Origin of the sequence: Bradyrhizobium sp. BRP20, from assembly GCF_020194215.1 — a bacterium.
Lineage (GTDB): Bacteria > Pseudomonadota > Alphaproteobacteria > Rhizobiales > Xanthobacteraceae > Bradyrhizobium > Bradyrhizobium yuanmingense.
Genome location: NZ_JADYVY010000004.1, coordinates 293,052 through 314,540, shown reverse-complemented (window position 1 = coordinate 314,540; position 21,489 = coordinate 293,052). Strand labels below are relative to the sequence as shown.

At 65.3% G+C, this 21,489-nt stretch carries 25 protein-coding genes, 3 tRNA genes and 1 pseudogene; 13 read left to right on the top strand and 16 right to left on the bottom strand.

Annotated elements, in window-relative coordinates; all coding sequences use genetic code 11:
• Positions 1–101: 101 nt before the first annotated feature.
• The 3 genes and pseudogenes from I6F33_RS12870 to I6F33_RS12860 all read right to left on the bottom strand — a co-directional run.
• Positions 102–311 carry a hypothetical protein gene (locus I6F33_RS12870; protein ID WP_081494576.1) on the bottom strand — a complete coding sequence of 70 codons (210 nt, stop codon included), beginning with the start codon at positions 309–311 and terminating at the stop codon, positions 102–104.
• A gap of 7 nt (positions 312–318) precedes the next feature.
• A tRNA-Gly gene (locus I6F33_RS12865) sits at positions 319–392 on the bottom strand.
• 329 nt (positions 393–721) lie between these two features.
• A pseudogene (locus tag I6F33_RS12860) lies at positions 722–2,467 on the bottom strand (ATP-binding protein); the annotation flags it as partial.
• A gap of 410 nt (positions 2,468–2,877) precedes the next feature.
• Between I6F33_RS12860 and I6F33_RS12855 the strand changes: the two are divergent.
• Complete coding sequence (locus I6F33_RS12855; protein ID WP_225128221.1) at positions 2,878–3,048, top strand: hypothetical protein; 171 nt, start codon at positions 2,878–2,880, stop codon at positions 3,046–3,048.
• A gap of 11 nt (positions 3,049–3,059) precedes the next feature.
• Here the strand turns inward: I6F33_RS12855 and I6F33_RS12850 are convergent, their stop codons facing one another.
• Positions 3,060–3,221: a hypothetical protein gene (locus tag I6F33_RS12850; RefSeq protein ID WP_225142753.1), complete on the bottom strand. Its 162-nt coding sequence runs from the start codon at positions 3,219–3,221 to the stop codon at positions 3,060–3,062.
• A gap of 127 nt (positions 3,222–3,348) precedes the next feature.
• Positions 3,349–3,534 carry a hypothetical protein gene (locus I6F33_RS12845; RefSeq protein ID WP_036010865.1) on the bottom strand — a complete coding sequence of 62 codons (186 nt, stop codon included), beginning with the start codon at positions 3,532–3,534 and terminating at the stop codon, positions 3,349–3,351.
• A gap of 211 nt (positions 3,535–3,745) precedes the next feature.
• On the opposite strand from I6F33_RS12845, the gene I6F33_RS12840 reads away from it, so the two are divergent.
• Positions 3,746–4,120, top strand: a complete 375-nt coding sequence (locus I6F33_RS12840) for a YciI family protein (protein ID WP_036027698.1) — start codon at positions 3,746–3,748, stop codon at positions 4,118–4,120.
• Here the strand turns inward: I6F33_RS12840 and I6F33_RS12835 are convergent.
• Positions 4,087–4,680 (bottom strand): TMEM175 family protein, encoded by a 594-nt coding sequence (locus tag I6F33_RS12835; protein WP_036010860.1) that lies wholly within the window; start codon positions 4,678–4,680, stop codon positions 4,087–4,089. The genes I6F33_RS12840 and I6F33_RS12835 overlap by 34 nt on opposite strands.
• Positions 4,681–4,802: 122 nt before the next feature.
• Here I6F33_RS12835 and I6F33_RS12830 point away from each other — a divergent pair, with 122 nt between their 5' ends.
• The 3 genes from I6F33_RS12830 (at position 4,803) to I6F33_RS12820 (ending at position 9,024) form a co-directional block, all read left to right on the top strand.
• Positions 4,803–6,860, top strand: coding sequence for an ATP-dependent helicase (locus I6F33_RS12830; protein ID WP_225113255.1), 2,058 nt, complete (start codon positions 4,803–4,805; stop codon positions 6,858–6,860).
• Between the two features lie 56 nt (positions 6,861–6,916).
• The gene (locus I6F33_RS12825) at positions 6,917–7,897 is read left to right on the top strand and encodes an NADPH:quinone oxidoreductase family protein (protein ID WP_225142751.1); all 981 of its coding nucleotides are present in this window, start codon (positions 6,917–6,919) and stop codon (positions 7,895–7,897) included.
• Positions 7,898–7,992: 95 nt separating this feature from the next.
• Complete coding sequence (locus I6F33_RS12820) at positions 7,993–9,024, top strand: LLM class flavin-dependent oxidoreductase (RefSeq protein WP_225142749.1); 1,032 nt, start codon at positions 7,993–7,995, stop codon at positions 9,022–9,024.
• 126 nt (positions 9,025–9,150) lie between these two features.
• Here I6F33_RS12820 and I6F33_RS12815 read toward each other — a convergent pair.
• A tRNA-Tyr gene (locus I6F33_RS12815) sits at positions 9,151–9,236 on the bottom strand.
• Between the two features lie 207 nt (positions 9,237–9,443).
• On the opposite strand from I6F33_RS12815, the gene rlmB reads away from it, so the two are divergent.
• Positions 9,444–10,274, top strand: a complete 831-nt coding sequence (gene rlmB / locus I6F33_RS12810; protein ID WP_225142747.1) for a 23S rRNA (guanosine(2251)-2'-O)-methyltransferase RlmB — start codon at positions 9,444–9,446, stop codon at positions 10,272–10,274.
• A gap of 262 nt (positions 10,275–10,536) precedes the next feature.
• Here the strand turns inward: rlmB and I6F33_RS12805 are convergent, their stop codons facing one another.
• Entirely contained in the window at positions 10,537–11,061 is a 525-nt protein-coding gene (locus I6F33_RS12805; RefSeq protein WP_225142745.1) for a hypothetical protein, read from the bottom strand.
• 41 nt (positions 11,062–11,102) lie between these two features.
• Positions 11,103–11,585 (bottom strand): hypothetical protein, encoded by a 483-nt coding sequence (locus I6F33_RS12800; RefSeq protein ID WP_109143325.1) that lies wholly within the window; start codon positions 11,583–11,585, stop codon positions 11,103–11,105.
• 283 nt (positions 11,586–11,868) lie between these two features.
• On the opposite strand from I6F33_RS12800, the gene I6F33_RS12795 reads away from it, so the two are divergent.
• Positions 11,869–12,363, top strand: coding sequence for a hypothetical protein (locus I6F33_RS12795; protein WP_225142742.1), 495 nt, complete (start codon positions 11,869–11,871; stop codon positions 12,361–12,363).
• Positions 12,364–12,534: 171 nt separating this feature from the next.
• A tRNA-Thr gene (locus tag I6F33_RS12790) sits at positions 12,535–12,609 on the top strand.
• Here the strand turns inward: I6F33_RS12790 and I6F33_RS12785 are convergent.
• The gene (locus I6F33_RS12785; RefSeq protein WP_225142740.1) at positions 12,597–13,316 is read right to left on the bottom strand and encodes a class I SAM-dependent methyltransferase; all 720 of its coding nucleotides are present in this window, start codon (positions 13,314–13,316) and stop codon (positions 12,597–12,599) included. The two genes, I6F33_RS12790 and I6F33_RS12785, sit on opposite strands and share 13 nt — an antisense overlap.
• 234 nt (positions 13,317–13,550) lie before the next feature.
• On the opposite strand from I6F33_RS12785, the gene I6F33_RS12780 reads away from it, so the two are divergent.
• The gene (locus I6F33_RS12780) at positions 13,551–13,754 is read left to right on the top strand and encodes a hypothetical protein (RefSeq protein ID WP_225142739.1); all 204 of its coding nucleotides are present in this window, start codon (positions 13,551–13,553) and stop codon (positions 13,752–13,754) included.
• A 23-nt stretch (positions 13,755–13,777) separates the two neighbouring features.
• Here the strand turns inward: I6F33_RS12780 and I6F33_RS12775 are convergent, their stop codons facing one another.
• Entirely contained in the window at positions 13,778–13,942 is a 165-nt protein-coding gene (locus tag I6F33_RS12775; RefSeq protein WP_167361680.1) for a hypothetical protein, read from the bottom strand.
• Positions 13,943–14,041: 99 nt separating this feature from the next.
• Here I6F33_RS12775 and I6F33_RS12770 point away from each other — a divergent pair, with 99 nt between their 5' ends.
• Together I6F33_RS12770 and I6F33_RS12765 are read left to right on the top strand one after the other, a co-directional pair.
• Entirely contained in the window at positions 14,042–14,413 is a 372-nt protein-coding gene (locus tag I6F33_RS12770) for a hypothetical protein (protein ID WP_128264674.1), read from the top strand.
• A gap of 312 nt (positions 14,414–14,725) precedes the next feature.
• Positions 14,726–14,980, top strand: a complete 255-nt coding sequence (locus I6F33_RS12765) for a hypothetical protein (protein ID WP_036010552.1) — start codon at positions 14,726–14,728, stop codon at positions 14,978–14,980.
• 27 nt (positions 14,981–15,007) lie between these two features.
• Here the strand turns inward: I6F33_RS12765 and I6F33_RS38470 are convergent, their stop codons facing one another.
• From I6F33_RS38470 to I6F33_RS12745, 4 genes are all read right to left on the bottom strand, one after another.
• Positions 15,008–15,250 carry a DUF6719 family protein gene (locus I6F33_RS38470; RefSeq protein ID WP_036010549.1) on the bottom strand — a complete coding sequence of 81 codons (243 nt, stop codon included), beginning with the start codon at positions 15,248–15,250 and terminating at the stop codon, positions 15,008–15,010.
• Between the two features lie 282 nt (positions 15,251–15,532).
• On the bottom strand, positions 15,533–16,237 hold the full coding sequence (locus tag I6F33_RS12755; RefSeq protein WP_225142737.1) for an outer membrane protein: 705 nt from the start codon (positions 16,235–16,237) through the stop codon (positions 15,533–15,535).
• Between the two features lie 261 nt (positions 16,238–16,498).
• On the bottom strand, positions 16,499–16,894 hold the full coding sequence (locus I6F33_RS12750) for a hypothetical protein (RefSeq protein ID WP_225142888.1): 396 nt from the start codon (positions 16,892–16,894) through the stop codon (positions 16,499–16,501).
• A 229-nt stretch (positions 16,895–17,123) separates the two neighbouring features.
• Complete coding sequence (locus I6F33_RS12745; RefSeq protein ID WP_225142735.1) at positions 17,124–17,519, bottom strand: His-rich protein BRANT; 396 nt, start codon at positions 17,517–17,519, stop codon at positions 17,124–17,126.
• Positions 17,520–17,769: 250 nt separating this feature from the next.
• On the opposite strand from I6F33_RS12745, the gene I6F33_RS12740 reads away from it, so the two are divergent.
• Both I6F33_RS12740 and I6F33_RS12735 read left to right on the top strand, forming a co-directional pair.
• On the top strand, positions 17,770–18,312 hold the full coding sequence (locus I6F33_RS12740; RefSeq protein ID WP_036010542.1) for a lipopolysaccharide assembly protein LapB: 543 nt from the start codon (positions 17,770–17,772) through the stop codon (positions 18,310–18,312).
• Positions 18,313–18,420: 108 nt separating this feature from the next.
• A complete protein-coding gene (locus I6F33_RS12735; RefSeq protein ID WP_225142733.1) occupies positions 18,421–19,809 on the top strand; it encodes a serine hydrolase in 1,389 nt (462 codons plus the stop codon).
• Here I6F33_RS12735 and I6F33_RS12730 read toward each other — a convergent pair.
• Entirely contained in the window at positions 19,796–21,364 is a 1,569-nt protein-coding gene (locus I6F33_RS12730) for a S10 family peptidase (RefSeq protein ID WP_225142731.1), read from the bottom strand. The two genes, I6F33_RS12735 and I6F33_RS12730, sit on opposite strands and share 14 nt — an antisense overlap.
• Between the last annotated feature and the right edge of the window lie 125 nt (positions 21,365–21,489).

The window sequence follows — 21,489 nt, the reverse complement described above, 5'->3', positions numbered from 1 at the left end:
ATAGCGCAGAGCTGGGTTTGCCCTAGCAATCAACGCGGTCAAGCAGGATCATTCATGAGCATCGAGAGCAAGAGCCCATTCGACAGGAACCGGCCGAAGGATCACGCGACATCATTGATCGCGAACTTCAGCGCGGCGACGAGGCCGACAAGGTCGATCATCTCCCCGGCGTGAAGGTCAGCGGACAGCCTCAAGGCGGCGCGCTCGATCGCGCACGGAAGGAACGCGAGCGACGGGACGAGGAATAGCTGATCAGCCGTCAAGCCACGGGCGGCTATCGAGGAAACGCCCTGCTGGGATATCGCGTCCAACAGGTTCTGGAGCGGGTGAAGGGAATCGAACCCTCGTATTCAGCTTGGAAGGCTGCTGCTCTACCATTGAGCTACACCCGCGTTACGGGCTCCCTAACACGGCCGGGCTGCGGTCTCAACTGCCCAGGAGGTCGCTTTCCGGCGTCTTCGGCGGCCTTGCGAACCATCCGGGTTCCTGCGGACCCGCCGCCCCTTAACAGCGGCGGGATCGCCGCCTATATTGAAGACTTCCGAAACCAACGAAAGGAGGTGATCCAGTGTCTTATCTCAAGCGCTGTCACCTCGCTGGGATCGCCCGCTAAGCTTTGAGTAGGGCTTGGCATCGGGGCGCTCTCAGCCCTGGACCAGCGAGCAAGAAATCGGGCGCGACGGGGCTTCCCCGCCGCGCCTTTTTCGTCTGTCGCCGCGGCTCAGGCGGGCGGCTCGCCGGCAAGCACCTCGCGAATCTTCTGCGACAGCTCCGCCTTGCGGTATGGCTTGAACAGCAGCGCCACGCCGGGATCGAGATGTCCGTCGTGGACGATGGTGTTGTCGGTATAGCCGGAGGTGTAGAGCACCCTCACGCCCGGCCGGCGGAGCCTGACGGCTTCGGCCAATTCATGCCCGTTCATGCCGCCGGGCATGATGATGTCCGTGAACAGCAGATCGAATCGGGCACCTTGGTCGACCAGCGTCAGCGCGGACGCGCCGTCGCTCGCAGCGAGCGTGCGGTAGCCGAGGCCGCCGAGTTGCGCGATGACATAGCCCTGGACCAGCGGATCGTCCTCCACCACGAGTATCGTCTCCCGCCCGCGCGCCGTGGCGGGCGCTTGAACCGGCGCCGTCCTGGCCACCGCCTCGCCCTTTGCCCGCGGCAGGAACAGCCGCATCACGGTGCCGCGCCCCTCCTCGCTTTCGATCGCAACAGTGCCGCCGCTCTGGCGGGCAAAGCCGTAGACCATGCTCAGCCCCAGACCGGTGCCGCGGCCGACCCCCTTGGTGGTGAAGAACGGCTCGAAAACACGCTCGCGGATATCGGCCGGAATGCCGTGACCGGTGTCGCCGACTGCAACCATCACGAAGGCGCCGCGCACGCCCTCACCAGCGGTCCCCGTGCCGTCGAGCTCGCGGTTCGCGGTTTCGAGGGTGAGCTTGCCGCCGCCCGGCATCGCGTCGCGCGCATTGACGGCGAGGTTGACGATCGCGGAGGACAGCTGCGACGGATCCACCATCGCGGACCAGGCCTCGTCGGCGAGCCGCGTCTCGATCTCGATTTGCTCGCCGAGCATCGGCCTCAGCAGCTTCGCGGTCTCGACCACGAGCGCGTTAACGTCGATCTCGCGCGGCTCCAGCGGCTGGCGGCGCGCGAAGGTCAGGAGTTGCGAGGTGATCTCCGCCCCGCGCGCGGCCGCATCATCGATCAATTGCGCGATCGCGGCCAGCTCGGGCTTGTCCGCAAGCCCCTCCTGGATGATCTCGATCGTACCGGTGATAACCGTGAGCACGTTGTTGAAATCGTGCGCCACGCCGCCGGTGAGCTGGCCGATCGCGTCCATCTTCTGGGACTGACGCAGCCGCTCCTCGATCTCGTGCTGCGCGGTGAGGTCGGTCGCGGAGCCGCGGTAGCCGAGGAAGCGTCCATCGTCGTCGAAAACCGGCTTGCCGTTGACGCTGAAATGATGCATCCGCCCGCGCGTGTCGCGTCCGCGATACTCGAATTTGCGGAACGGCTCGTGACGGTCCAGCGTCGCCAGATGCGCGCGCCATTTCTCGGCCTCGGTATCCCGATCGAGCGCAGTATCGATGCGACGCGTGCCGATCCGCACTTTGGGATCCATTCCGAAGGCGATCACCCGGTCAGAGAGATAGGTGAAGCAGTGGTCCGGCCCGGTTTCCCAGAACCAGTCGGACGCGGTTTCGGCATAGTCGCGGAAACGCTCTTCGCTCGCCCGCGCCTCCGCTTCGGCGCGCCGGCGGATGGTCAAATCGCGCTCGAGATTGGCATTGGCCTCGCGCAGCTCGCCATAGGCCTGCTGGAGGTTCGCGCACATCGCATTGAAAGCCTCGATCACCTTGTCCAGCTCGTCGGCATCGGAGGGCGGCCGGCGCTCCAGGCGTAACGGCGGCGGCGGCCGGGTCAGGCTGTATTTGCTGACGTACTCGGCGATGGCCGCAAGCGTCTCGATGTCGGTCAGACCAGGCTTCGCCGCCGTCGGCGCGATGGCGTGGCTGCGCTTGGCGTCCTCGTCAGCTGCGTTGGCCATGCACCATGTTCCCGAAATGGCGGCTCGCTGCTGCGGTCGAGCGGTTGCAGTCTCGAGCAATCCATGGGCTGAGACGCGCCCGTCTCGTCACCCGATGCAAGCGACGTCCCGTCGGCCCGCGAGCTCGAAGTCGGCAAGTCACGTCTTCCGCCCAGCAGCGGCACTGCTGGGCAAATTATCACTGCCCGTGCTAAAATGTCATCGGTGAAAGTCCGGTATGGCTCGCGGGACGAGCGCGCAATGATCGTTGCGACCGGGTGTGCAGGCGCCAACTTTGGCGGCTAGCCGTCGCCTGCCTGTCGCTGCTCGCCACTGACCCTGCGTTGGCGCAGGACACGATCCGGCTGGCGCGGATCGCCTGCAACCACTACCTGTATGAACGTCATCGCGATCTGGTGCCTGAGGTTGGCAAGGTCATCGCTCGGATGCAGGCGAGCGGCGAGCTGGGCTCGCTACGCGAGGCCTTGGTCAAGCAGGTCTTGAGCGGGCAATGACGAATGCTGCGTCAGCCGGCGCGAAGCCGCTCGCGCAGCGCGACGGCGGCGATCAGCATGCCGACGCACCAGGCCACGACCGCGCGGTGCGGCTCCTCGCCGAGCAGCACCGTGACCAGAGCATGATCCAGAAAAGTGTGTAGCGGTTTTCCGAAAAGATCATGCTCAAACATAACCTCTCGTCAGAAGGCACGGGACGATGGCCTTGGAGGTCCGGCTCATCAGCGCGAGCAGGAACGGCATCGCCGCGATCGATATCTGCAGGACGTCCATTTCGAACGCCGGCCTCGCCGCAAGGCTTCAGAACCCGAAGAAGTTGAACGCGCGCCGCAGTTTGCCGCGCCGGCTCTCGACGATCCGCTCACCGCCGTTCTCAGCCGAGCTGCCGTAATAGCGGTGATGGCCGGCCTGGTCGTGCAGATCGGCCGGCTCCGACTGCCCTGCCCGCCGCGCGTCGCAGATGATCTTGATGGTATGACCCGACATTGCCGCCTCCAGCAAAGAACTTGTTGTTTATGGTCCATCAGTCGCGACCAGTTCCGGCGGCGTTCACATCGGCGAGGACGCAATCGGGTTTCAGGACGGTTTCGCCGCTTGCGGGCCACGCAATATTTTGCTTCGGAAGTGTCGGCACGGGCCGCCGTGCCACGTCCTCAGGACTTGCGCAGAAACAAAAGCAGAAAAGAACGAGGTGACGATGCTGTACGCCATCCTGGCCTATCACGTGGAAGACGAGGTCCTGTCCTGGACGCCGGAGCAGGATGCCGCGGTCGTCGCCAAGGTCATCGAGGTTCAGGCGCCGCTGCGGGCCAGCGGGCAGTTTGGTCCGGCGGCCCGGCTGGATGAGACCCGGAAGGCCCGCACTTTGCGGGGTCCCGGCGCGGGAATGGTGCTGGACGGGCCGTTTGCCGAGACCAAGGAGCAGCTTCTCGGCTTCCACTTGATGCAATGCGCCACCGAGGAGGAAGCGATCGAAGCGGCGCGGAAGCTGCGCGCGGTCAATCCGACGGCGGTGTACGAGATCCGCCCGGTCAAGCTTTACGTGCCGGCCGATGGGTTCGGCGCGACATAGAAGCGCTGGATCAGGAGGCCGCCAAAGGCAAAACACCAGATGTAGGGCGCGATATGCGGCGCAAACGCCGCAACGATGGTGCCCGGGATGAACACGGCGACCGGAAACAGCGAAGCCATGATCTCGCGGCCCCAGCCGCGCAGGATGGTCCACCACAGCAAGGCATTGAGGCCGCCGATCGTGGTCAGGTGCAGGCCGTAGAGCACCGCCACCGCGCTGCTCATGGCGTAGTTGGTGTAGAGCCCATTGGTGACCGGCAGCAGCACGATCGAGAGCAGGAAGAAAAGGTTGAGGACCACCATGCCGCGGCTGCCGACGGGCTGACGTGCCAGTCGGCGGTGATGGCTGATCCAGAACACCCCGGCGATGATGAAGCTGAGCGCGAAGCCGGCAAGCTTGCCGGAATACACCCGCGCGAGATCGTTCCAGTCGGGTGCGCCACTGAACACTGCCGCCTTCGGCAGGTCGTAGGCCAGCAGCGTCATGGCGACGCCGAAAATGGTGTTGCTGAGCGACTCCAGCCGCCGCATCTCGAATTGTTCGGGCTTGAGCTCGGTCATCTCGCCATGGGGTGCTGGAACTAAAGGGCCGTCATCCCCCTAAATCCTAATTCCAGTTCCGTCCAGCCGCATTGCGATTCGCGCCGGGATCGCCGAGTCTCATCCTTTCACCGGGGCGATTCGTGGCGACATATCTGGACACGCTCAATGCGGAGCAGCGCCGCGCCGTCGAGCATGGCGTGGCCGACGGCGCAACCGTGGGCGGCCCCCTGCTCGTCATCGCCGGTGCCGGCTCCGGCAAGACCAACACGCTCGCCCACCGCGTCGCGCATCTGATCGTCGCAGGCGCCGATCCCCGCCGCATCCTGCTGATGACGTTCTCCCGCCGCGCCGCGGCGGAAATGGCCGGAAGGGTCGAGCGCATCGCGCGCAAGGTGCTGGGCGAGAACAACGCCGCAATCATGCGCGATGCGCTGACCTGGGCCGGCACCTTCCACGGCATCGGCGCGCGGCTCCTGCGCGAATATGCCGAGCGGATCGGCGTCGATCCCGCCTTCACCATCCATGACCGCGAGGATTCTGCCGACCTGATGAACCTGGTCCGGCACGAGCGCGGCCTGTCGAAGACCGAGAGCCGCTTTCCGGCCAAGGGCACCTGCCTGTCGATCTATTCCCGCTGCGTCAATGCCGAGATGGAGATCGAGAAGGTGCTCGCCCAGCATTTTCCCTGGTGCGCGGGCTGGGCCGCCGAGCTGAAGGGTCTGTTCGCCGCCTATGTCGAGGCCAAGCAGGCCCAGCACGTGCTCGATTACGACGATCTGCTGCTGTATTGGTCGCAGATGATGGGCGATGCGCTGATCGCTCAGGAGATCGGCGGCCGCTTCGACCACGTGCTGGTCGACGAATATCAGGACACCAACCGTCTGCAATCCTCGATCCTCTTGGCGCTCAAGCCCGACGGCCGCGGCCTCACCGTGGTCGGCGACGACGCGCAGTCGATCTATTCGTTTCGCGCCGCCACCGTGCGCAACATCCTGGACTTTCCGCAGAGCTTCTCGCCGCGCGCGGAGATGATCACGCTCGACCGCAATTACCGCTCGACGCAGGCGGTGCTGTCGGCGGCGAACGGCGTGATCGGCCTCGCCCGCGAGCGCTTCACCAAGAACCTCTGGACCGACCGCACCTCAGGTCAGAAGCCGCAGCTCGTCACCGTGCACGACGAGGCCGACCAGGCGCGCTACATCGTCGAGGCGGTGCTGGCGAACCGCGAGCAAGGCGCGCTGCTCAAGCATCAGGCGGTGCTGTTCCGCACCTCCTCGCATTCGGGTCCGCTGGAGATCGAGCTGACCCGCCGCAACATCCCCTTCGTCAAGTTCGGCGGCCTGAAATTCCTGGATGCCGCGCATGTCAAGGACGTGCTGGCCGTGTTGCGCTTCGCCGAGAATCCGCGCGACCGCGTCGCCGGCTTTCGCATCCTGCACCTGCTGCCGGGTATCGGGCCTGCGACCGCACAGCGCGTGCTGGACCAGATGGCGGAGAGCACCGACCCGCTTGCCGCGCTCGGCCGGCTGCCGGGGCCGGCGCGCACCGGCGAGGACTGGACCTGTTTCGTCCGCACGGTCGAAAACTTGCGCTATTCGGAATGGCCCGTCGATCTCGAACGGGTGCGGCTCTGGTACGAGCCGCATCTCGACCGCATGCACGAGGATGCCGAGACGCGCCGCGCCGATCTGATGCAACTCGAGCAGATCGCGAGCGGCTATGCCTCTCGCGAGAAATTCCTGACCGAGCTCACGCTCGATCCGCCGGATGCGACCAGCGACAAATCAGGGCCACCCCTGCGCGACGAGGACTACCTGATCCTCTCCACCATCCACTCCGCCAAGGGCCAGGAGTGGAAATCGGTGTTCGTGCTCAACGTCGTCGACGGCTGCATGCCGTCCGATCTCGGCGCCGGCACCAGCGCCGAGATCGAGGAGGAGCGCCGCCTGCTCTATGTCGCGATGACGCGCGCCAAGGACGATCTGCATCTCGTCGTGCCGCAGCGCTTCTTCGTGCACGGTCAGGCCGCCAGGGGCGACCGCCACGTCTACGCCTCGCGCACCCGGTTCATCCCGGAGCAATTGGTCTACCTGTTCGAGCGCACCGCCTGGCCGAAGGCAGCAAGCGGTGCCGCGCGCACCGCGGCGCAGGGGCCGAAGATCGACATCGGGGCGCGGATGCGGGGGATGTGGCGGTAGACACAAGAGGCTAGTGTCGAGACCTGTCAGGATAACTGGAACAACAGAGGTCCGACATGAAAGCCGTTGTCGTCGAGCAATACGCCCCCATCGATCAGATCGAGCTGAAGGACGTACCGCCTCCGTCCATGGAGGCGGGACAGCTGCGCATCCGGGTGGAAGCTGCCGGGATTGGCTTCGTCGACGGGCTGAAGATCGAGGGACGCTACCAGACCAAGGACCCCCTGCCCTTCATTCCCGGGACGGAGTTCGCGGGGGTGGTGACGGACGCGCCCGGCCCACCGGGCGGTTACCAACCCGGCATGCGCGTGATGGGCATGACGCGATCGGGCGCACTGGCCGAAGAGATCGTCGTTAGGCCTGAAGCGGTCCATCCCCTGCCGGATGGCGTCGCAGCCGAGGTCGCCGCCTCGTTTCGCGCCAATTACCTGACGGCCCTTTATGCGCTGGGCGCGCGCGCTTCGCTGGCCGCAGGCGAGCAGCTTTTCGTGCTGGGTGCCGCCGGCGGCACTGGGATTGCGGCCGTCCAGATTGGAAAGCTGCTCGGCGCTCGCGTCATCGCGGCTGCATCAACACCAGAGAAGCGCGAGTTTGCGCAGGCGCATGGCGCCGATGCGGTGATCGACTATACGCAGGCCGGCTGGCGCGACACGCTCAAGGAGTTGACGGCAGGACGTGGCGCGGACGTGATCTTCGATCCCGTTGGCGGCGAAATCTCGGTGCAGGCATTTCGCTCCATCGCCTGGCGCGGACGCCATCTCGTGGTCGGCTTTGCCGCCGGCGCCATTCCCGCGCTGCCGTTCAATCTGCCGCTGCTGAAAGGCGGCGCCTTACTCGGTGTCGATCTTGCGCAGATTCCAACGCGCGAGCCCGATGTGCAGAAGCGCCTGATGTCACAATTGACGGACTGGCTTGCCGATGGCCAGTTGAAGCCCGTGGTCGGCCAAGTCTTCGCCTTCGAGGATTTCCGCGCGGCATTCAAGACGATGCAGACGCGCGCTGCGCTCGGCAAGATGGTGGTGCGCATCGGGCGATAAGATCCACAAACGGAAACCGAGCATTTCCGCACGTGCGCTTGTGACCGGGCTGCGGTCCCTTAGATGTGGCCGATCCTCCCACAGAGACCTGATCGATGACCCCACCGCTCGAATTCGGACTGGATACCTTTGGCGACGTCACAAGAGATGCGTCCGGCGACATGATTCCGCATGCGCAGGTGATCCGCAACGTGGTCGACGAAGCGGTGCTGGCGGACGAGCTCGGTCTCGATTTCATCGGTCTCGGCGAGCATCACCGCGCCGATTTCGCGATCTCCTCGCCGGAGACCGTGCTCGCGGCGATCGCATCGCGCACCAGGCGCATCCATCTCGGCTCGGCCGTGACGGTGCTGTCTTCGGACGATCCCATCCGCGTGTTCCAGCGCTTTGCCACGCTGGATGCGGTCTCGAACGGACGCGCCGAGGTGATCCTCGGCCGCGGCTCGTTCACCGAATCCTTCCCGCTGTTCGGCTTCGACCTGCGCAAATATGAAGAGCTGTTCGAGGAGAAGCTCGATCTGTTCGCCGCGCTCTTGTCGCAGCAGCCGGTCACCTGGCAAGGCAAGCTGCGCCCGCCGCTGAAAGATCAACTGGTCTATCCGCCGGTCGAGAACGGCAAGCTGAAAACCTGGATCGGCGTCGGCGGCAGTCCGCAATCGGTGGTGCGCGCCGCGCATTACGATCTGCCCTTGATGCTGGCGATCATCGGCGGCGATCCCGCGCGCTTTGCGCCCTATGTCGAGCTCTATCATCGGGCCTTCAGGGAGTTCGGTCGCCCGGCCCAGCCGATCGGCGTGCATTCGCCGGGCTTCGTCGCCGAGACCGACGCGCAGGCACGCGAGGAGCTGTGGCCCGATTACAAGGCGATGCGCGACCGCATCGGCAAGGAGCGCGGCTGGCCCCCGATGGGACGCGACGAGTTCGTCCATGAGGCCGAGCACGGCTCGCTCTATGTCGGCGCGCCGGAAACGGTGGCGCGCAAGATCGCGAAGACCGCGAAGGCGCTCGGCATTTCGCGGTTTCAGTTGAAGTATTCGGCGGGGCCCTTGCCGCACGAGAAGCTGATGCGGAGCATCGAGCTTTACGGGCGGAAGGTGGTGCCGATGGTGCGGGAGATGATGGGGTAGCGGGCTTGAGAAACAGTCCCAGTCCGCCTACGCCCTGCGGGCTACGGCGCGACAGCCTTCGCTCACTTCGCGCCACGAGCACTTATGCTGGCTTGCCTAGCCGTAGCTCGCGAAGCGAGCGAAGGCTGGTGGGGGAGGCAGGACTCGAACCTGCGAAGCCATGAGGCGGCTGATTTACAGTCAGCTCCCTTTGCCACTCGGGACACTCCCCCGCTCGACGGCAGCACAATCGGGCCGGACCTTGCCGGCGGACCGAAGACGGCCATGGAACGTGAAGGCCGCGGCAACCCGGATCGGGGCGCGACCGGGCGCGTTTATGGGCGAAGCGGTGGGGCAAAGTCAACCGAGGCAAGCAGCTAAAATCGCCCTCACAGGCACCGAAATTGCCATATTCCGGAACCCATGACAGAAGCGAGCCCATGAAGGATCGAAAATTCGGCCCCAAGGGGGCTCGCGGCGGGGCTAAGCCCTTCAACAGACCCGGAAAATCGGCCGGCCGGCCGGCTTGGCGCGACCGCGATTCGCAAGGCGACGGCCCGGTCATTCTCTATGGCTGGCACACCGTCACCATGGCCCTCGCCAACCCGCAGCGGCGGATCCGCAAGCTGACGCTAACCGAGAACGCCGCGCGGCGGCTGGCGGAGGAAAACATCGCGACCCGCATCGCGCCCGAGATCGTCCGTCCCCAGGAGATCGACCGCCTGCTCTCGCCCGACGCCGTGCATCAGGGCCTGCTCGCCGAGGCCGATCCCCTGCCCTCGCCGGACATCGAGACGCTCAAGCAGGAAGGCATGGTGCTGGTGCTGGACCAGATCACCGATCCGCACAATGTCGGCGCCATTCTGCGCTCTGCAGCGGCCTTCGCGGTGAAGGCGATCGTGACCACCGCGCGTCACAGCCCCGAGGCGACGGGCGTGCTCGCCAAGGCCGCCTCCGGCGCGCTGGAGCTTGTGCCTGTCGTCACGGTGCAAAATCTCGCCCGCGCCTTAACGGCGTTGAACGAGCGCGGCTTCCAGACCGTCGGTCTCGACAGCGAAGGTACCGAGGACCTCTCGAACGTCACACTGCGCGAGCCGCTCGCGCTGGTGCTCGGCGCCGAAGGCAAAGGCTTGCGGCAATTGACGCGCGAGACCTGCAGCGTCGTGGCGCGGCTCGACATGCCCGGCGAGATCAAGAGCCTCAACGTCTCGAATGCGGCCGTACTCTCGCTCTATGTCGGCGCGAGCCGGCTGGGGCTGATGAAGCGCTAGCGCTTTAGGCGCCGCGCATATCCGGACGATGCTAGACTACGCCTGTTTTGCCCGACGGATCAATCGAAGTCTCTGTTTTTCCGAAATTTGGAGTTCGAACAATGAGCTAATGAGCGATGCTCGCTCATCTCGGGCACATTGCGCTTCAAGTCCTTGATTTCACTGTTCCCGGCTACTGTGCATGGGGTTGTTTTGAAGAGAAAGCAAAACGCCCGTCCGCATCACGCGAACGGGCGCTTCGCCAATCTCAACCGATCAGAGATCAGTAATAGCGGCGCAGCACGCGGTGACCGCCATAATAATGCGGCGCGTGGCGGTGGGCGTGGCCGTGGCGGTGGGCGTAGCCGTAGCGGTGAGCATGGCCGTAGTTCACGCGCGGCAGATAGCCGTAGCGCGGGCCGTAGCCGTAGCGATAGGGACGGAAGTACGGACGGCGATAGGGATAAGCGGCCGGCGGCGCGACCGCAGCGGCACGATAGCCATAGCCATAGCCGTAATTGGCGGGCGCGACGACCGCGTCCTCGCGATAGGTCGGGTACGGCGCGAAGGCGCCCGGACCGGTATAGGTCGGACCCTGGTTGACGTAATAATACTGCGTGGTCGGCTCGGCGAGACGCTCATAGGCGCCGTAGCCGTAGCCATAACCATATCCGCCGCATCCGGTGTTGCAGCCGGCATAGACCGGCGCAACGGGCGCGCATGTGCTGAAGCCGCAGGCCGCGGCCGGCACGGTGGCGGCGAACATCACGGCAGTTGCCGCGACCAGTCCCGAAATCATTTGACGCATTACTCTCTCCTGTTGATTTCCGTTTTTGGTTTTCACGTTTCTCAACCCGGCGGCCTGCCGGGTATCTCTGTGCGCGGCCGCGGCCGCGGGGGCCGAGGACGGTCGTTGATCTCGGGCGCGTAGATCACCGGCGGCGGATCGACGGGCGGATCCATCTGCGCCGGCAGCGGCGCGGACGAGGCACCCCAGCTCTGGTGGTAGCTCTCGGCGGGCTTGGGCAATTTGCGGTTCGCCGGCGGCTCGACCTCGAGCCGGCCGTAGCCTGGCCGCAGGCCCAGCGTCGGATAATAATGGCCGACGTTGTCGGGCTGCCGCTCGGCGATATAGCGTCCGCCATAGATCGTGGGCTGCACCTGCTGGCCCTTGCCGAGGCCCCAGGTGCCCTCGACGACGGCATAGGACGCGTCGATGTTGTTGATGATGACAGGCACGCCGGGACGGCCGGGAACGACGATCTCGAAGCCGGCTGCAAACGCGGTTGCAGGCAGTCCGATCAGAAAGGCGGCGAGCGCCACGGCACGCATGAGGAGACCCCGGTTATCCGGGCGCAACCTATCCGATCGCGACGCAGAGAGAGTTAAGGCCTGCTCACCAAATTCCGGTAAGCCTAACGTGCAAGGATTGCGCGCCGCTCAAATGCTGCACGGCGAGCTAGCGAAGCGTTAACGGCGCGGAACCGCGCGGCTGGAACAACGCATGCTGCTCACATCGGTTTGACGGCTCGCCTCCGAAAAATCCCAAGGTTGCATCGGAACGTCCTGCGCCGTCAGCGTTTAGCTCCTGTCCACAAAATGGGAGCGAACAACCATGACCATCAAGCTTCTCGGGGCCACGGCGATCGCAGCGACCATGCTGGCAGGCTCTGCCATGGCGCAGACCGTCGTCACCAATCAGGGCCGCTGCTCGGCGCAATTCCCGAACGCCAATTGCCAGACCTTCGGACCGGGACAGGCCACCACCGAGAGCGGCTACCGCCACCGCCGCGCGGCCTATCGCCAGACCAACCGCGACTGGAATAACGACTGGAACAGAAGCCCCACTGGCTTCTGGCCGACCGACGTTGCGGCGGGCGCTGTCGGGACGGCGGCCGGCGTCGCGGGCGCCGCGATCGGCACCGCCGGCGCGATTGCCACCGCCCCATTCCGAGGTTCGGACAATTCCTACGCCTATGACAATTCGTGGGACCGCGGCTGGGACAATCGTAGCTGGGACAGGCGCACCTATGCCCAGCGCAACGGCTTCGTCTGTACGCCCGGCACGTACTTCAAGGGCGCAGACGGCCGCCGGCAGCTCTGCCAGTAAGCCGGCTTGAGCCGAACGCGACACATCGGGCGGCCCGCGCGGCCGCCCGATTCACGTCCTGCGACGACGACCTGCCGGTTCTGGCACTTTCCGATCAAGTCTGCTATTGCGGCGCGCACGGGTAGACGGGGCCCGGCGCGAGCCGAGCTCTGCCCTGCCTCTTGAGGCATCGCCGGCTTAGCTCAGCGGTAGAGCAGCGGTTTTGTAAACCGAAGGTCGGGGGTTCAATCCCCTCAGCCGGCACCAGCTTCTGACGCGAAGCTATTCTCCGACAGCTCATCCAGCCGCCAGAGCCCGAGGCTCTTGTCGCGCCAGCCGCCACCGCCCTCCTCGCAACGCTCGTCGATCAGTGCCTGCGGTGCCGGCCAGCCGAACGGCGCTTTCTCCATGTTGAGCGCGCGCCAGTCGCCATCCTCGCAATCGTGATTGTCGTCCCACTCCGGAAAGGTCGTGACGAGCAGGAAGCGCGCGCCGCTCATCCGAAATTGCGCGAGCGCGCGATAGATGTTCGCAAAGCTCAGATGCACCAGGCAATCCCGGCAGAGAATGACGTCGGCGTGCGGCAGCGCATCGCGCGTGATGTCAGCAACGAGAAACCGACCGGACGAACCGTCAGCTGCGACACGCCAGCGGTTTGCCTCGATCAGCGCCGGTACGATGTCGATGCCGGTGTAATCGATATCGAGCTCGAGCCGGCCGATCCAACCTGCATCGCCGCAGGGCGCATCGAGCAGCGAGCGCGCGCCGAGCCGTTGCAGCAATGCAGGCAGCGCCTCCTGGATTGCGGCTGTGGCGACATCCTCCGAGCCGAGGCCGGACACCGAAGTGGCCGCGCCCCAGAGGTTGGTCCGCTCGATCCGCGCGAACCGTGCGGCGAGATCCAGCCCTGAGAAATTGTCACGGTCGGCAACGAAGCGTTCGTGCGCAAGCACGGGGGGACGATCGGCGGTCATTGGGCGAGCCTTTTGCGGCGCGCGCGCACTATACAACCCAGGCGAACTGTTCGAAACCGGCGCGATGACGGCCGTCGTCGCGACGGCCATGCTGTTCGTGCTCGCGCTCGGCTTGGTGCTGTCGCACTAGGCGCGATCTAAAGCCCCCGTTTTCGCATCGAAAATCGCCGGCCCGGAACCGGCTCCGGCGCCAGCCGTTGTCGGCGCATGCGGATCCGGGAAGAAAACCGAAACATGATTCTGCTGGCGACGGTGATGCTGTGCTGCAGCGCCGTGGCCGGGACGCTGGCGCTGTTCGAGCCGGCGCCGGGGCGGGCGCCCGATAAGCTGGTCGCCGATAGAGCCGTGATCGACCCCACTCCGCGCACGCCAGCTCAGATCCCGGTTCGGGTGGTCGGCGCGCCGTTCGAGCCCAACGTCAATCCGCGCGAGCGGTAGCGCTCACCTCGGCCAGGCCTTGCTCACCTCGGCGAGGCCTTGGCGCCCTCCTCGGGCCGGCCGTGGACACGCGCCAATTCCTCGACAAACGCGATGACCTCCGCCCGCTTGTCGGGCGGCAGCGTCAGGAACGCGCGGATGAGCCTCAGGCCCTCCGCCTCGTTCGGTCTTTCTTTCGATGCATCCATCTGCCCAGTGTCGGGCTACCGGGAAAAATATGCAACCCTTGCAAACAGCCTTGATTCGAAGCAGCCGCTTTGCTGGAATACGCGCGGCTGAGGTGGATCATGAAATGGATCAGGGAGCGCGACGCACTGATCGCGCAGACGCTGGCTTTCGTCCAATCGGTGACCGGCAGGAAGGATGATGTCCTCCAGCCGGAGGCGCCCGCATCTGGCCCGGCCGTCGCGATGGAGATCGTAACCGTGGAGGCGGTCACCGTCGAGATCGAACCGCCGCAAGCCCCCCTTCCGCCGCGGCCCGCGCCTCTGCCGACGCGGACGAGCGGCGAATTCCGTGCCGAGATGCAGGCCCGCATCGCCAATTTCCGCAAGCACCAGGAGCGCTTCGAGCGCGAACGTGAGGAATATTGTGCGGCGACCCTGACCAAATTGCGTGCAGCCATCCGCGACGCCTCAGGTCCGCCGGCCGAAAAATAAGGCCCGGCCAGGGGTCTACAGCCAGGACCCTACAACCACGACCAGACCAGCCAGAGATTGGCCGCGCAGGCGCCGAACAGCGCCAGCGTGAGCGGCAGGAGCATGTGCCCGCAGGATGTGTTCAGGTCGCTCGTCATGGCCGAAAACATCCGCTGATTCCGGCCGAAGAGTCCCAGGGATTCTTTTTTCCGGGATTCAGGACTCATTAAGGACTCAAGGGCCGTCCAAGACGATCACGGGCGCGTGATCGGGCGGGTGGCCGGAACCCTCCCCCCGTAAGCTCGTTAACGGGCATTCCTGGAGTCGGGATGCATGCCCTACGCCCTCTTCTGCAATGACGCCCAAATCAGCAAGTCCTATCCGAGCGAGGCCGACGTCTGGAAGCTCGCCGAGCGGAGTGGTCTCGTCGTGGACGTGACGGCGGACGACGAGCGGCCGGGACCGCGCCGGGTGCTCGACAATGATTACAAGATCGAGCCGTGCCAAGCGGCCCAAGGCGAGGACCCCGCCAAGAACAAGGCGGAGGCTGATCGGCAGTCCAGAATGGAGCTCGAGCTGAATTCCTGAGCTCCGGCACGGAGCCGGAGCGAAAGCTCAGGGAGTGGCCGCCACAAGCGAGGCCTGCTCGCCCGGCATAGTCACGCAGGCCTTGCGGCGGTGCAGCCCGCGGATGGCGCCGGTGACCTTCATGACCTTGCCCGACGGACATGAAGCGTCCTTGACGAAGGCAACTTCGTACGGTGCCAACATCAGAGGCTCGGATCTGAGGATTGTCTGTGCAGAGCACGGCAGGCAGCCGAAGAACGAGAGCACCACTGCCGACACCAAGATACGCATGTCCGTCGTCCCACCTGCCCGGTAATTGTCATATAACGCGTTCCGGAGCGCGAGTTCCGTAAACCGCAAAAATTATTTTTGCTTTACGCCAGCCCCATGACGCGCGTGAGAAGGCGCGCCAGCATCGTTTGCAAGCAAATGACGCGCCAAATGGTTCACGGAATGCAAAGAAACAGGCGCCGGAGGCGGGAGGCCGGCAGACGAAAGGCCGGCGGAGCCGGCCTTTGTCAGGTCTTCGATTTCAAGGTCTTGGATCTTCAGGTCTTGGGTCGGCGCTGACCGTCAGTACCGCGAGGCGGCCGGGCCGCCCCAGCCGAAGCGGTAGTTCACCCCGGCCTTGACGGTATGCTCGTCCTCCCGGCCACGAACGCCAACGATGTCAGCCGGGCCGGAGGTGAAGGTGGTGCTGCCGAAATTGTAATACTGGTACTCGGCCTTGGCCGACCAGTTTGGCGCGAACATGTATTCGAGGCCGGCGCCGACCGTATAGCCGTCCTTGTTGTTGCCGGTGGTAGTGAAGGCCTGCGGCACCCCGGCGATGTTCACGCCAAGGCCGTTATTGCGCCAGGCATAACCGCCCTTGGCGTAAAGCAGCGTCGGTCCCCAGGTGTAGCCGACGCGACCGGTCACCGACCCGATCTGGTCGGTGTTGGATGTCACCTGCGTGCCCAGCGGGAAGATGGCGCCATTGTTGTTGGTCGGCAGCCAGGAATACTGGGCCTCGATACCCACCACCCAGTTGGGCGCGAACTGGTAGTCGAAGCCGCCCTGCACGCCGCCCAGGAAACGCGCATCGCTCGACTGGAAGGTGTTGTCGCCGGCAAACGCGCCGCCGAGATGGCCGCCGATATAGAAACCGGTCCAGTTATAGATAACCTGCGGCGGCGTGACCGGAGCCTTGGTATAGGCGCGCGGCTGCATGTCGGCCGCTGCGGCCGGCGCAACCAGCGCCAGCAGAGCTGCTGCACCCAGCAAGATCGACTTCATGATCATCCCCGTTCTTTCATTACGACACTCGGGAAACAACGTGGCGTGAATTGGGTTGCTTCGCGGCAATGCCGGAACGTTGATCGTTCGTGACTGTGACGGCGTGGCAACAACACGAATTTGTTCCGTCAATTCGGCTGCGCAAGGCCGCCGCCACGATTTGTCGCAAGACGAAACCACCCCGTTCAAAGCTCGCCGAAATGTGATCCAGCGGCTCCGGCTCCTTCTGTCTAACACCGGGCGATAAAGGCTGCCTTTGCGCTACCGCGTCATCTTTTCCAGTTCCGGAAACGGTGCGTAAACCGCACCGGCGCAGAGATCGCTGGTCTGGTCGACCACGCGGTCCGCCCGGCCGTTGACGAAGATCACGGCCCGCTCGCGCATGCCCTTGTAGCTCCCATCCGTCTCGCGCGGGGTGAAGTGCAGGCAGCTCACATAGAACTGCCGGCCGCCGACCTCGCGCTGTACCGGCTCGGCCATGGCGGCATTGCGCACGCCGACCGGATTGTTGAGATAGGCCCGCATCAACGCCACCGTGTCGTTCCGGAAATTGTCGGGAAACGGCTGCGGCCCGCCGGCCTGGGTCCCGCCCATGAAAGTCGGACGGTCACTGTCGCTGCCGAAACATGCCGTAAGCGCCAGCGGCAACGCCAGGATCACCGCACATCTCGCCAATCGCCCCACAGGCCCCGCTCTCCGCTCGAACAGATCAGGAGACGTTCTAGCCCCAAGCCGGGATGAAGGGAATTCGCTTGCAGCGCGCAAACAGCGCACCGGCCAGCCGCCGAAATCTCGGGCTTCCGCCCGAGGCGTGGCAACGGGCCAGGCCTGACGTCCGCGCGCGGCGGCGGGCAATGCCAGGGATGCCGCCGCGCGGGATCAGTCGTCAGTTGCGCTTATCAGACGTCGCGGGCTTGGTCACATCCGGCTGCGCCTTCTGCGACTCCTTGGCCGTGACCTGCTTGTCGTGATGGCGATGCTTGCTCACGCTCTTGTGCTGGTCGGTGGTGACCGCGGCGTTGGCGTCCATTGCCTTCGACTTGCCATCCACCTTGGCGTCCGTCTTGACATCGGAAGCCTTCGCGTCCGTCGTCTTCACGTCCGTCTTGGCGTCGGCCTTGACGCCGGCTTCCGGTTTTGCGGCAGTGGTCGCCGCCTTGGTCTGGCTCTGGTCGGCCTTGATCACCGGCGCGGCTGTGGTGGTCTTGCCGGCCTCGGCGGCGAACGCCGGGGCTGCGATCACGGAGGTTGCGAGCAAGGCTGCAGAAATGGTCTTCAACATGGTGGTCTCCTCTTGGAAGATCATCCAGGCGGCGCCCTCTCGCCCGCCCATCGATCGTGGGGAGGAGCCTAGGCGCGGGGCACTGAACCCAGTCTGAAGCCCTCAGCGGGCTTCCGTTCATCTCGATGACACGTTTGTCATCCACGGCCGGGCGAATCGATCGTGCGACGCGGGAATGTTTTTGCCCGAGAGGTGTTCCGGTCTTCGGGCAATCGTGTAGGATCGCCACGTTCCATACCGGAGAACTTAGATGCGCAAACTCTCAATGCTCGTTGTGCCGGGACTCGTCGCCATGACACTGGCGGCCGCGCCGGTGCTGTCCAGCGCGTATGCCGCCGCCGGCGACGACCCTTCGTCGCCGCCGAAATCGGACACCTCGACCAAGAAGGGCAAGAAGAAGAGCTCTTCCGTCAGCGACCCCAAATTCCTCGCGGCCTACCGCACCGCCTACGCCGCGATCTACGACAAGCACGATTACAGGGGCGCGATCGACCAGCTGAAGTCGCTCAAGCGCAACGACGTCGCCGACGTCGCCAACCTGATCGGCTACTCCTATCGCAAGCTCGGCGACTACCAGTCGTCGAAGGCCTATTATGAGCTGGCGCTGAAGGACGATCCGAACCACGTCCGCACCTGGCAATATTACGGCCTCTGGCAGCTCGAGCAGGGCAACCGCGAGCAGGCGCAATACCACCTCGACAAGATCGCCTCGCTCGCCGGCACCGGCAGCTCGGAATATCGCTCGCTGGCCGAAGCGCTCGACAAGCCGACCGGCGCGACGCTCGTCTACTGAAGGCATCGCATCTTCGAACGACGCGATCGGGCACAACCTTTCAGGTTGTGCCCGTTCTGCTTTCTCGGCTAGCTTTCGCACCGACCTCCCTCGCAAACCGGTAGCGCAATGGATACGTGGCTGCGATCCGCGATCGACTACATCGGCTCCTGGATCGAATACCAGCTGACGACGATCCAGCAGCCGGGCGTCATCGTGGCTTTCGCTCATCGCGGCGAGGTCGTCGCCGAGCATGCGTTCGGCCTCGCCAATCTCGACACCGGCGAGAAGCTCACCCCGCGCCATCGCTTCCGCATCGCCTCGCACTCCAAGAGCTTCACCTCGGCCGGCATCATGAAGCTGCGCGAGCGGGGCAAGCTCCGGCTCGACGACCATGTCGGCCGATATGTCGGCGGCCTCGATCCGCGCGTCGCCGAGACCACGATCGCGCAAGTGCTGTCGCACAGCGCGGGGCTGACGCGCGACGGCGCCGATTCCGGCCAGTTCATCGACAGCCGCCCCTATCTCGATGCCAAGGAGCTGCTTGCAGAATTGAAGCTGCCGACCGCGATCGACCCCGGCACACGCTTCAAATATTCTAATCACGGCTTTGGCCTGCTCGGCCTCGTGATCGAGGCTGTTGCGAAGGAGCCCTACTCCGTCTGGATCAAGCGCGAGATCATTGCGCCGGCCGGCCTGCGCGAGACCGAACCGGACGCACCGCTTCCCAAGGGCGCAGCCTTCGCGCGCGGCCACACGCGAAGAGTGCCGTTTGGCGAGCGCTGCGTGATCCCCGGCGACAATCCCGCACATGCAATGGCATCTGCCGCAGGCTTCGTCGCCACCTCCGCCGACACCGCCCGCTTCTTCGCGCAGCTGGCGCCCAACGCGAAGAAGAGCGTGCTGTCGGTCGCGAGCCGCCGTGAGATGACACGAAATCATTGGCGCATCCCGCAGAGCGTCGAGGCCTATTACGGCTTGGGGGTCAATGCCGGCAAGACCGACGGCTGGGACTGGTTCGGCCATGGCGGCGGTTTCCAGGGCTATATCTCGCGGACCTGCTCCATTCCCGCTTGCGAGCTTGCAATCAGCATCCTCAGCAACTCGATCGACGGCGCGGCGCCGTTCTGGATGGACGGCGCGATGCAGATCCTGCGCGTCTTCCAGACCCGCGGCGCACCCGACCGGCGCCTGCGCGACTGGACCGGGCGCTGGTGGACGATCTGGGGCGCGACCGATCTCGTCCCCGCCGGCGACCGCGTGCTCGTCGCCAACCCGCAATTCAACAACCCGTTCATGGATGCCGCCGAAATCGAAGTGACCGGCCGCGACACCGGCAAGCTCGCCTGGGCTGCCGGCTATTCCAGCCACGGCGAGCCGGTGCGCCGAATCCGTGACAAGCGCGGCAAGATCAGCGACATCTGGATTGCCGGCGCGAACGTGAAGCCAAAAAAAGTCGTCGCACGCGAGATCGCGCGCCGGTATCCGCCGCGCAAGCGCCGGCCTACTCCCGAATGAGCGCCTCGACCTCGCTTCGGAACGCCTGCCGCGATCCGTCGCGCGAATAGAACATGTGGCCGCCGGGATAGACCACGAACTTCACGCGCTGCGTCACGAAGGCCGGCAACTGGTCGAGCACCCGCCTCGTTGCGAAATAGGGCGTGGCGAGATCGAACAGGCCGTGCGTGACCAGCACGTTCAGCTTCGCATCGGTGGCGAGGATCTGGCGCAGTTCGGAAACCGATTGCGGCGGGTTGATGCCGCGGCCGAAATCCCATTGACCTTCGACGGCGCCGTTCAGGACTTCATATGAGCCGCCGGGCCGCCAGTTGAGCTTGCGCGAGAGCACGTCGACCGCGGCGCTCGTCAGCGGTGCCTGGAGCGGATCGCCGGAGGGATCGCCGAAGCGCGAGCTGCTCGAATCCGGATAGGGATCGAAGCCGCGCACCGAGGCATCGTAGCGTCCGGTCACCTTGCCGTTCTTGCGGTCGAATTCGCGGCGGAATTCACCGACGTCGAAGCGGCCGGCGAGGCGGCGGCTCACCGCCTGGTCGATGCCGGTGAGTTCGGCGACCTTGTCGGCCAGACGCGTCGTTGCCTCCTTGTCCGCCTCGCCCCTGACGAGGTCGGTCAGGAATTCGCCGCGCGCATAAGCTTCGACGTCGGCGAGGTCGGCGCGCTTGACTGGACGTTTGGCTTCGCGCGCCACTGCCACGTAGCTCGGCAGCGTCGCGACATATTGCAGGAGGCTCGTGCCGGTGAACTCGCGGAAATCCAAGAGCGGCGAGACCAGGATCAAGCCCCTGACGCCGACGCCGTGCTGGAGCTGCAACTGGCGCAAGACCTTGGGGCCGCGAATGCCGCCATAGCTTTCGCCGGCGACGTATTTCGGCGAAGTCAGCCGCTCGTGCTTTTCGAGCCAGCGGCGGATCACGAGCGCGATCGAGTTGGCGTCGCCGTCGACGGAGTAGAACGATTTGCGGGCATCCTCGCCGCTCGCCACGAAGCGGCTGTAGCCGGTGCTGACGGGGTCGATGAAGACGAGATCGGTGAAGTCGAGCCAGGTCTCCGCGTTCGGCTTCACCTCGGGCGAGGCCGACGGCGACAGGGCCTCGCCATCGAGCGGCAACCGCCACGGCCCGGCCGCGCCGAACTGAAGCCAGGCCGAGGACGCACCGGGCCCGCCGTTGAACAGGAACGTCACCGGACGCGTGGCGCGCTCGGCACCGTCGAGCTGGTAGGACGTATAGGCGATGTCGGCCAACGGCTCGCCTTTGCCATCGAACACGCGGATCGACCCGGCGGTGGCCGTGAAGTTGAGGGTCCGGCCGGGCAGATCGAGCGTCTGTTTCGTGGTCGAATCCGGCGGCAGACGGTGCGGCTCGGCCGCGGACGACGACGTCTGCGGCGCGCCTTGTGCGCCACCGCCGCGGCCCCCCTTCTGTCCGGCCGGCGCGGCCGCCTCGGAGCGCGGCTGCGGCGCATCATCTGCGTGTGCAAGGCCGACGAACGCGAAAGCCGACACCGCCAACACCAGGCCCGCGCGGCGGAGCGCCGGCAAAGTCGTGACCATGATCGTCCTCCGTGTCCGGCCGTGATCGCCGGCAGTCAGAAAGGTAGCGCCAAATTGCGACGGTTTGGGGAATCATTGGCAGTGCGAACCCTGAAGCGGCCGGCCGGGTTCAAATTGCCCGGTTC

Excerpts from the sequence above, each read along its gene's own strand:
- I6F33_RS38470 (WP_036010549.1), bottom strand. The coding sequence starts at position 15,250 with ATGCGTATCTTGGTGTCGGCAGTGGTGCTCTCGTTCTTCGGCTGCCTG.
- I6F33_RS12755 (WP_225142737.1), bottom strand. The coding sequence starts at position 16,237 with ATGAAGTCGATCTTGCTGGGTGCAGCAGCTCTGCTGGCGCTGGTTGCG.
- I6F33_RS12820 (WP_225142749.1), top strand. The coding sequence starts at position 7,993 with ATGACCCCACCGCTCGAATTCGGACTGGATACCTTTGGCGACGTCACA.
- I6F33_RS12835 (WP_036010860.1), bottom strand. The coding sequence starts at position 4,680 with ATGACCGAGCTCAAGCCCGAACAATTCGAGATGCGGCGGCTGGAGTCG.
- I6F33_RS12845 (WP_036010865.1), bottom strand. The coding sequence starts at position 3,534 with ATGTCGGGTCATACCATCAAGATCATCTGCGACGCGCGGCGGGCAGGG.
- I6F33_RS12745 (WP_225142735.1), bottom strand. The coding sequence starts at position 17,519 with ATGTTGAAGACCATTTCTGCAGCCTTGCTCGCAACCTCCGTGATCGCA.
- I6F33_RS12735 (WP_225142733.1), top strand. The coding sequence starts at position 18,421 with ATGGATACGTGGCTGCGATCCGCGATCGACTACATCGGCTCCTGGATC.
- I6F33_RS12800 (WP_109143325.1), bottom strand. The coding sequence starts at position 11,585 with ATGCGTGCCGTGGCGCTCGCCGCCTTTCTGATCGGACTGCCTGCAACC.
- I6F33_RS12795 (WP_225142742.1), top strand. The coding sequence starts at position 11,869 with ATGACCATCAAGCTTCTCGGGGCCACGGCGATCGCAGCGACCATGCTG.
- I6F33_RS12850 (WP_225142753.1), bottom strand. The coding sequence starts at position 3,221 with ATGTTTGAGCATGATCTTTTCGGAAAACCGCTACACACTTTTCTGGAT.
- I6F33_RS12740 (WP_036010542.1), top strand. The coding sequence starts at position 17,770 with ATGCGCAAACTCTCAATGCTCGTTGTGCCGGGACTCGTCGCCATGACA.
- I6F33_RS12780 (WP_225142739.1), top strand. The coding sequence starts at position 13,551 with ATGATTCTGCTGGCGACGGTGATGCTGTGCTGCAGCGCCGTGGCCGGG.
- I6F33_RS12785 (WP_225142740.1), bottom strand. The coding sequence starts at position 13,316 with ATGACCGCCGATCGTCCCCCCGTGCTTGCGCACGAACGCTTCGTTGCC.
- I6F33_RS12730 (WP_225142731.1), bottom strand. The coding sequence starts at position 21,364 with ATGGTCACGACTTTGCCGGCGCTCCGCCGCGCGGGCCTGGTGTTGGCG.
- rlmB (WP_225142747.1), top strand. The coding sequence starts at position 9,444 with ATGAAGGATCGAAAATTCGGCCCCAAGGGGGCTCGCGGCGGGGCTAAG.
- I6F33_RS12770 (WP_128264674.1), top strand. The coding sequence starts at position 14,042 with ATGAAATGGATCAGGGAGCGCGACGCACTGATCGCGCAGACGCTGGCT.
- I6F33_RS12775 (WP_167361680.1), bottom strand. The coding sequence starts at position 13,942 with ATGGATGCATCGAAAGAAAGACCGAACGAGGCGGAGGGCCTGAGGCTC.
- I6F33_RS12805 (WP_225142745.1), bottom strand. The coding sequence starts at position 11,061 with ATGCGTCAAATGATTTCGGGACTGGTCGCGGCAACTGCCGTGATGTTC.
- I6F33_RS12825 (WP_225142751.1), top strand. The coding sequence starts at position 6,917 with ATGAAAGCCGTTGTCGTCGAGCAATACGCCCCCATCGATCAGATCGAG.
- I6F33_RS12765 (WP_036010552.1), top strand. The coding sequence starts at position 14,726 with ATGCCCTACGCCCTCTTCTGCAATGACGCCCAAATCAGCAAGTCCTAT.
- I6F33_RS12840 (WP_036027698.1), top strand. The coding sequence starts at position 3,746 with ATGCTGTACGCCATCCTGGCCTATCACGTGGAAGACGAGGTCCTGTCC.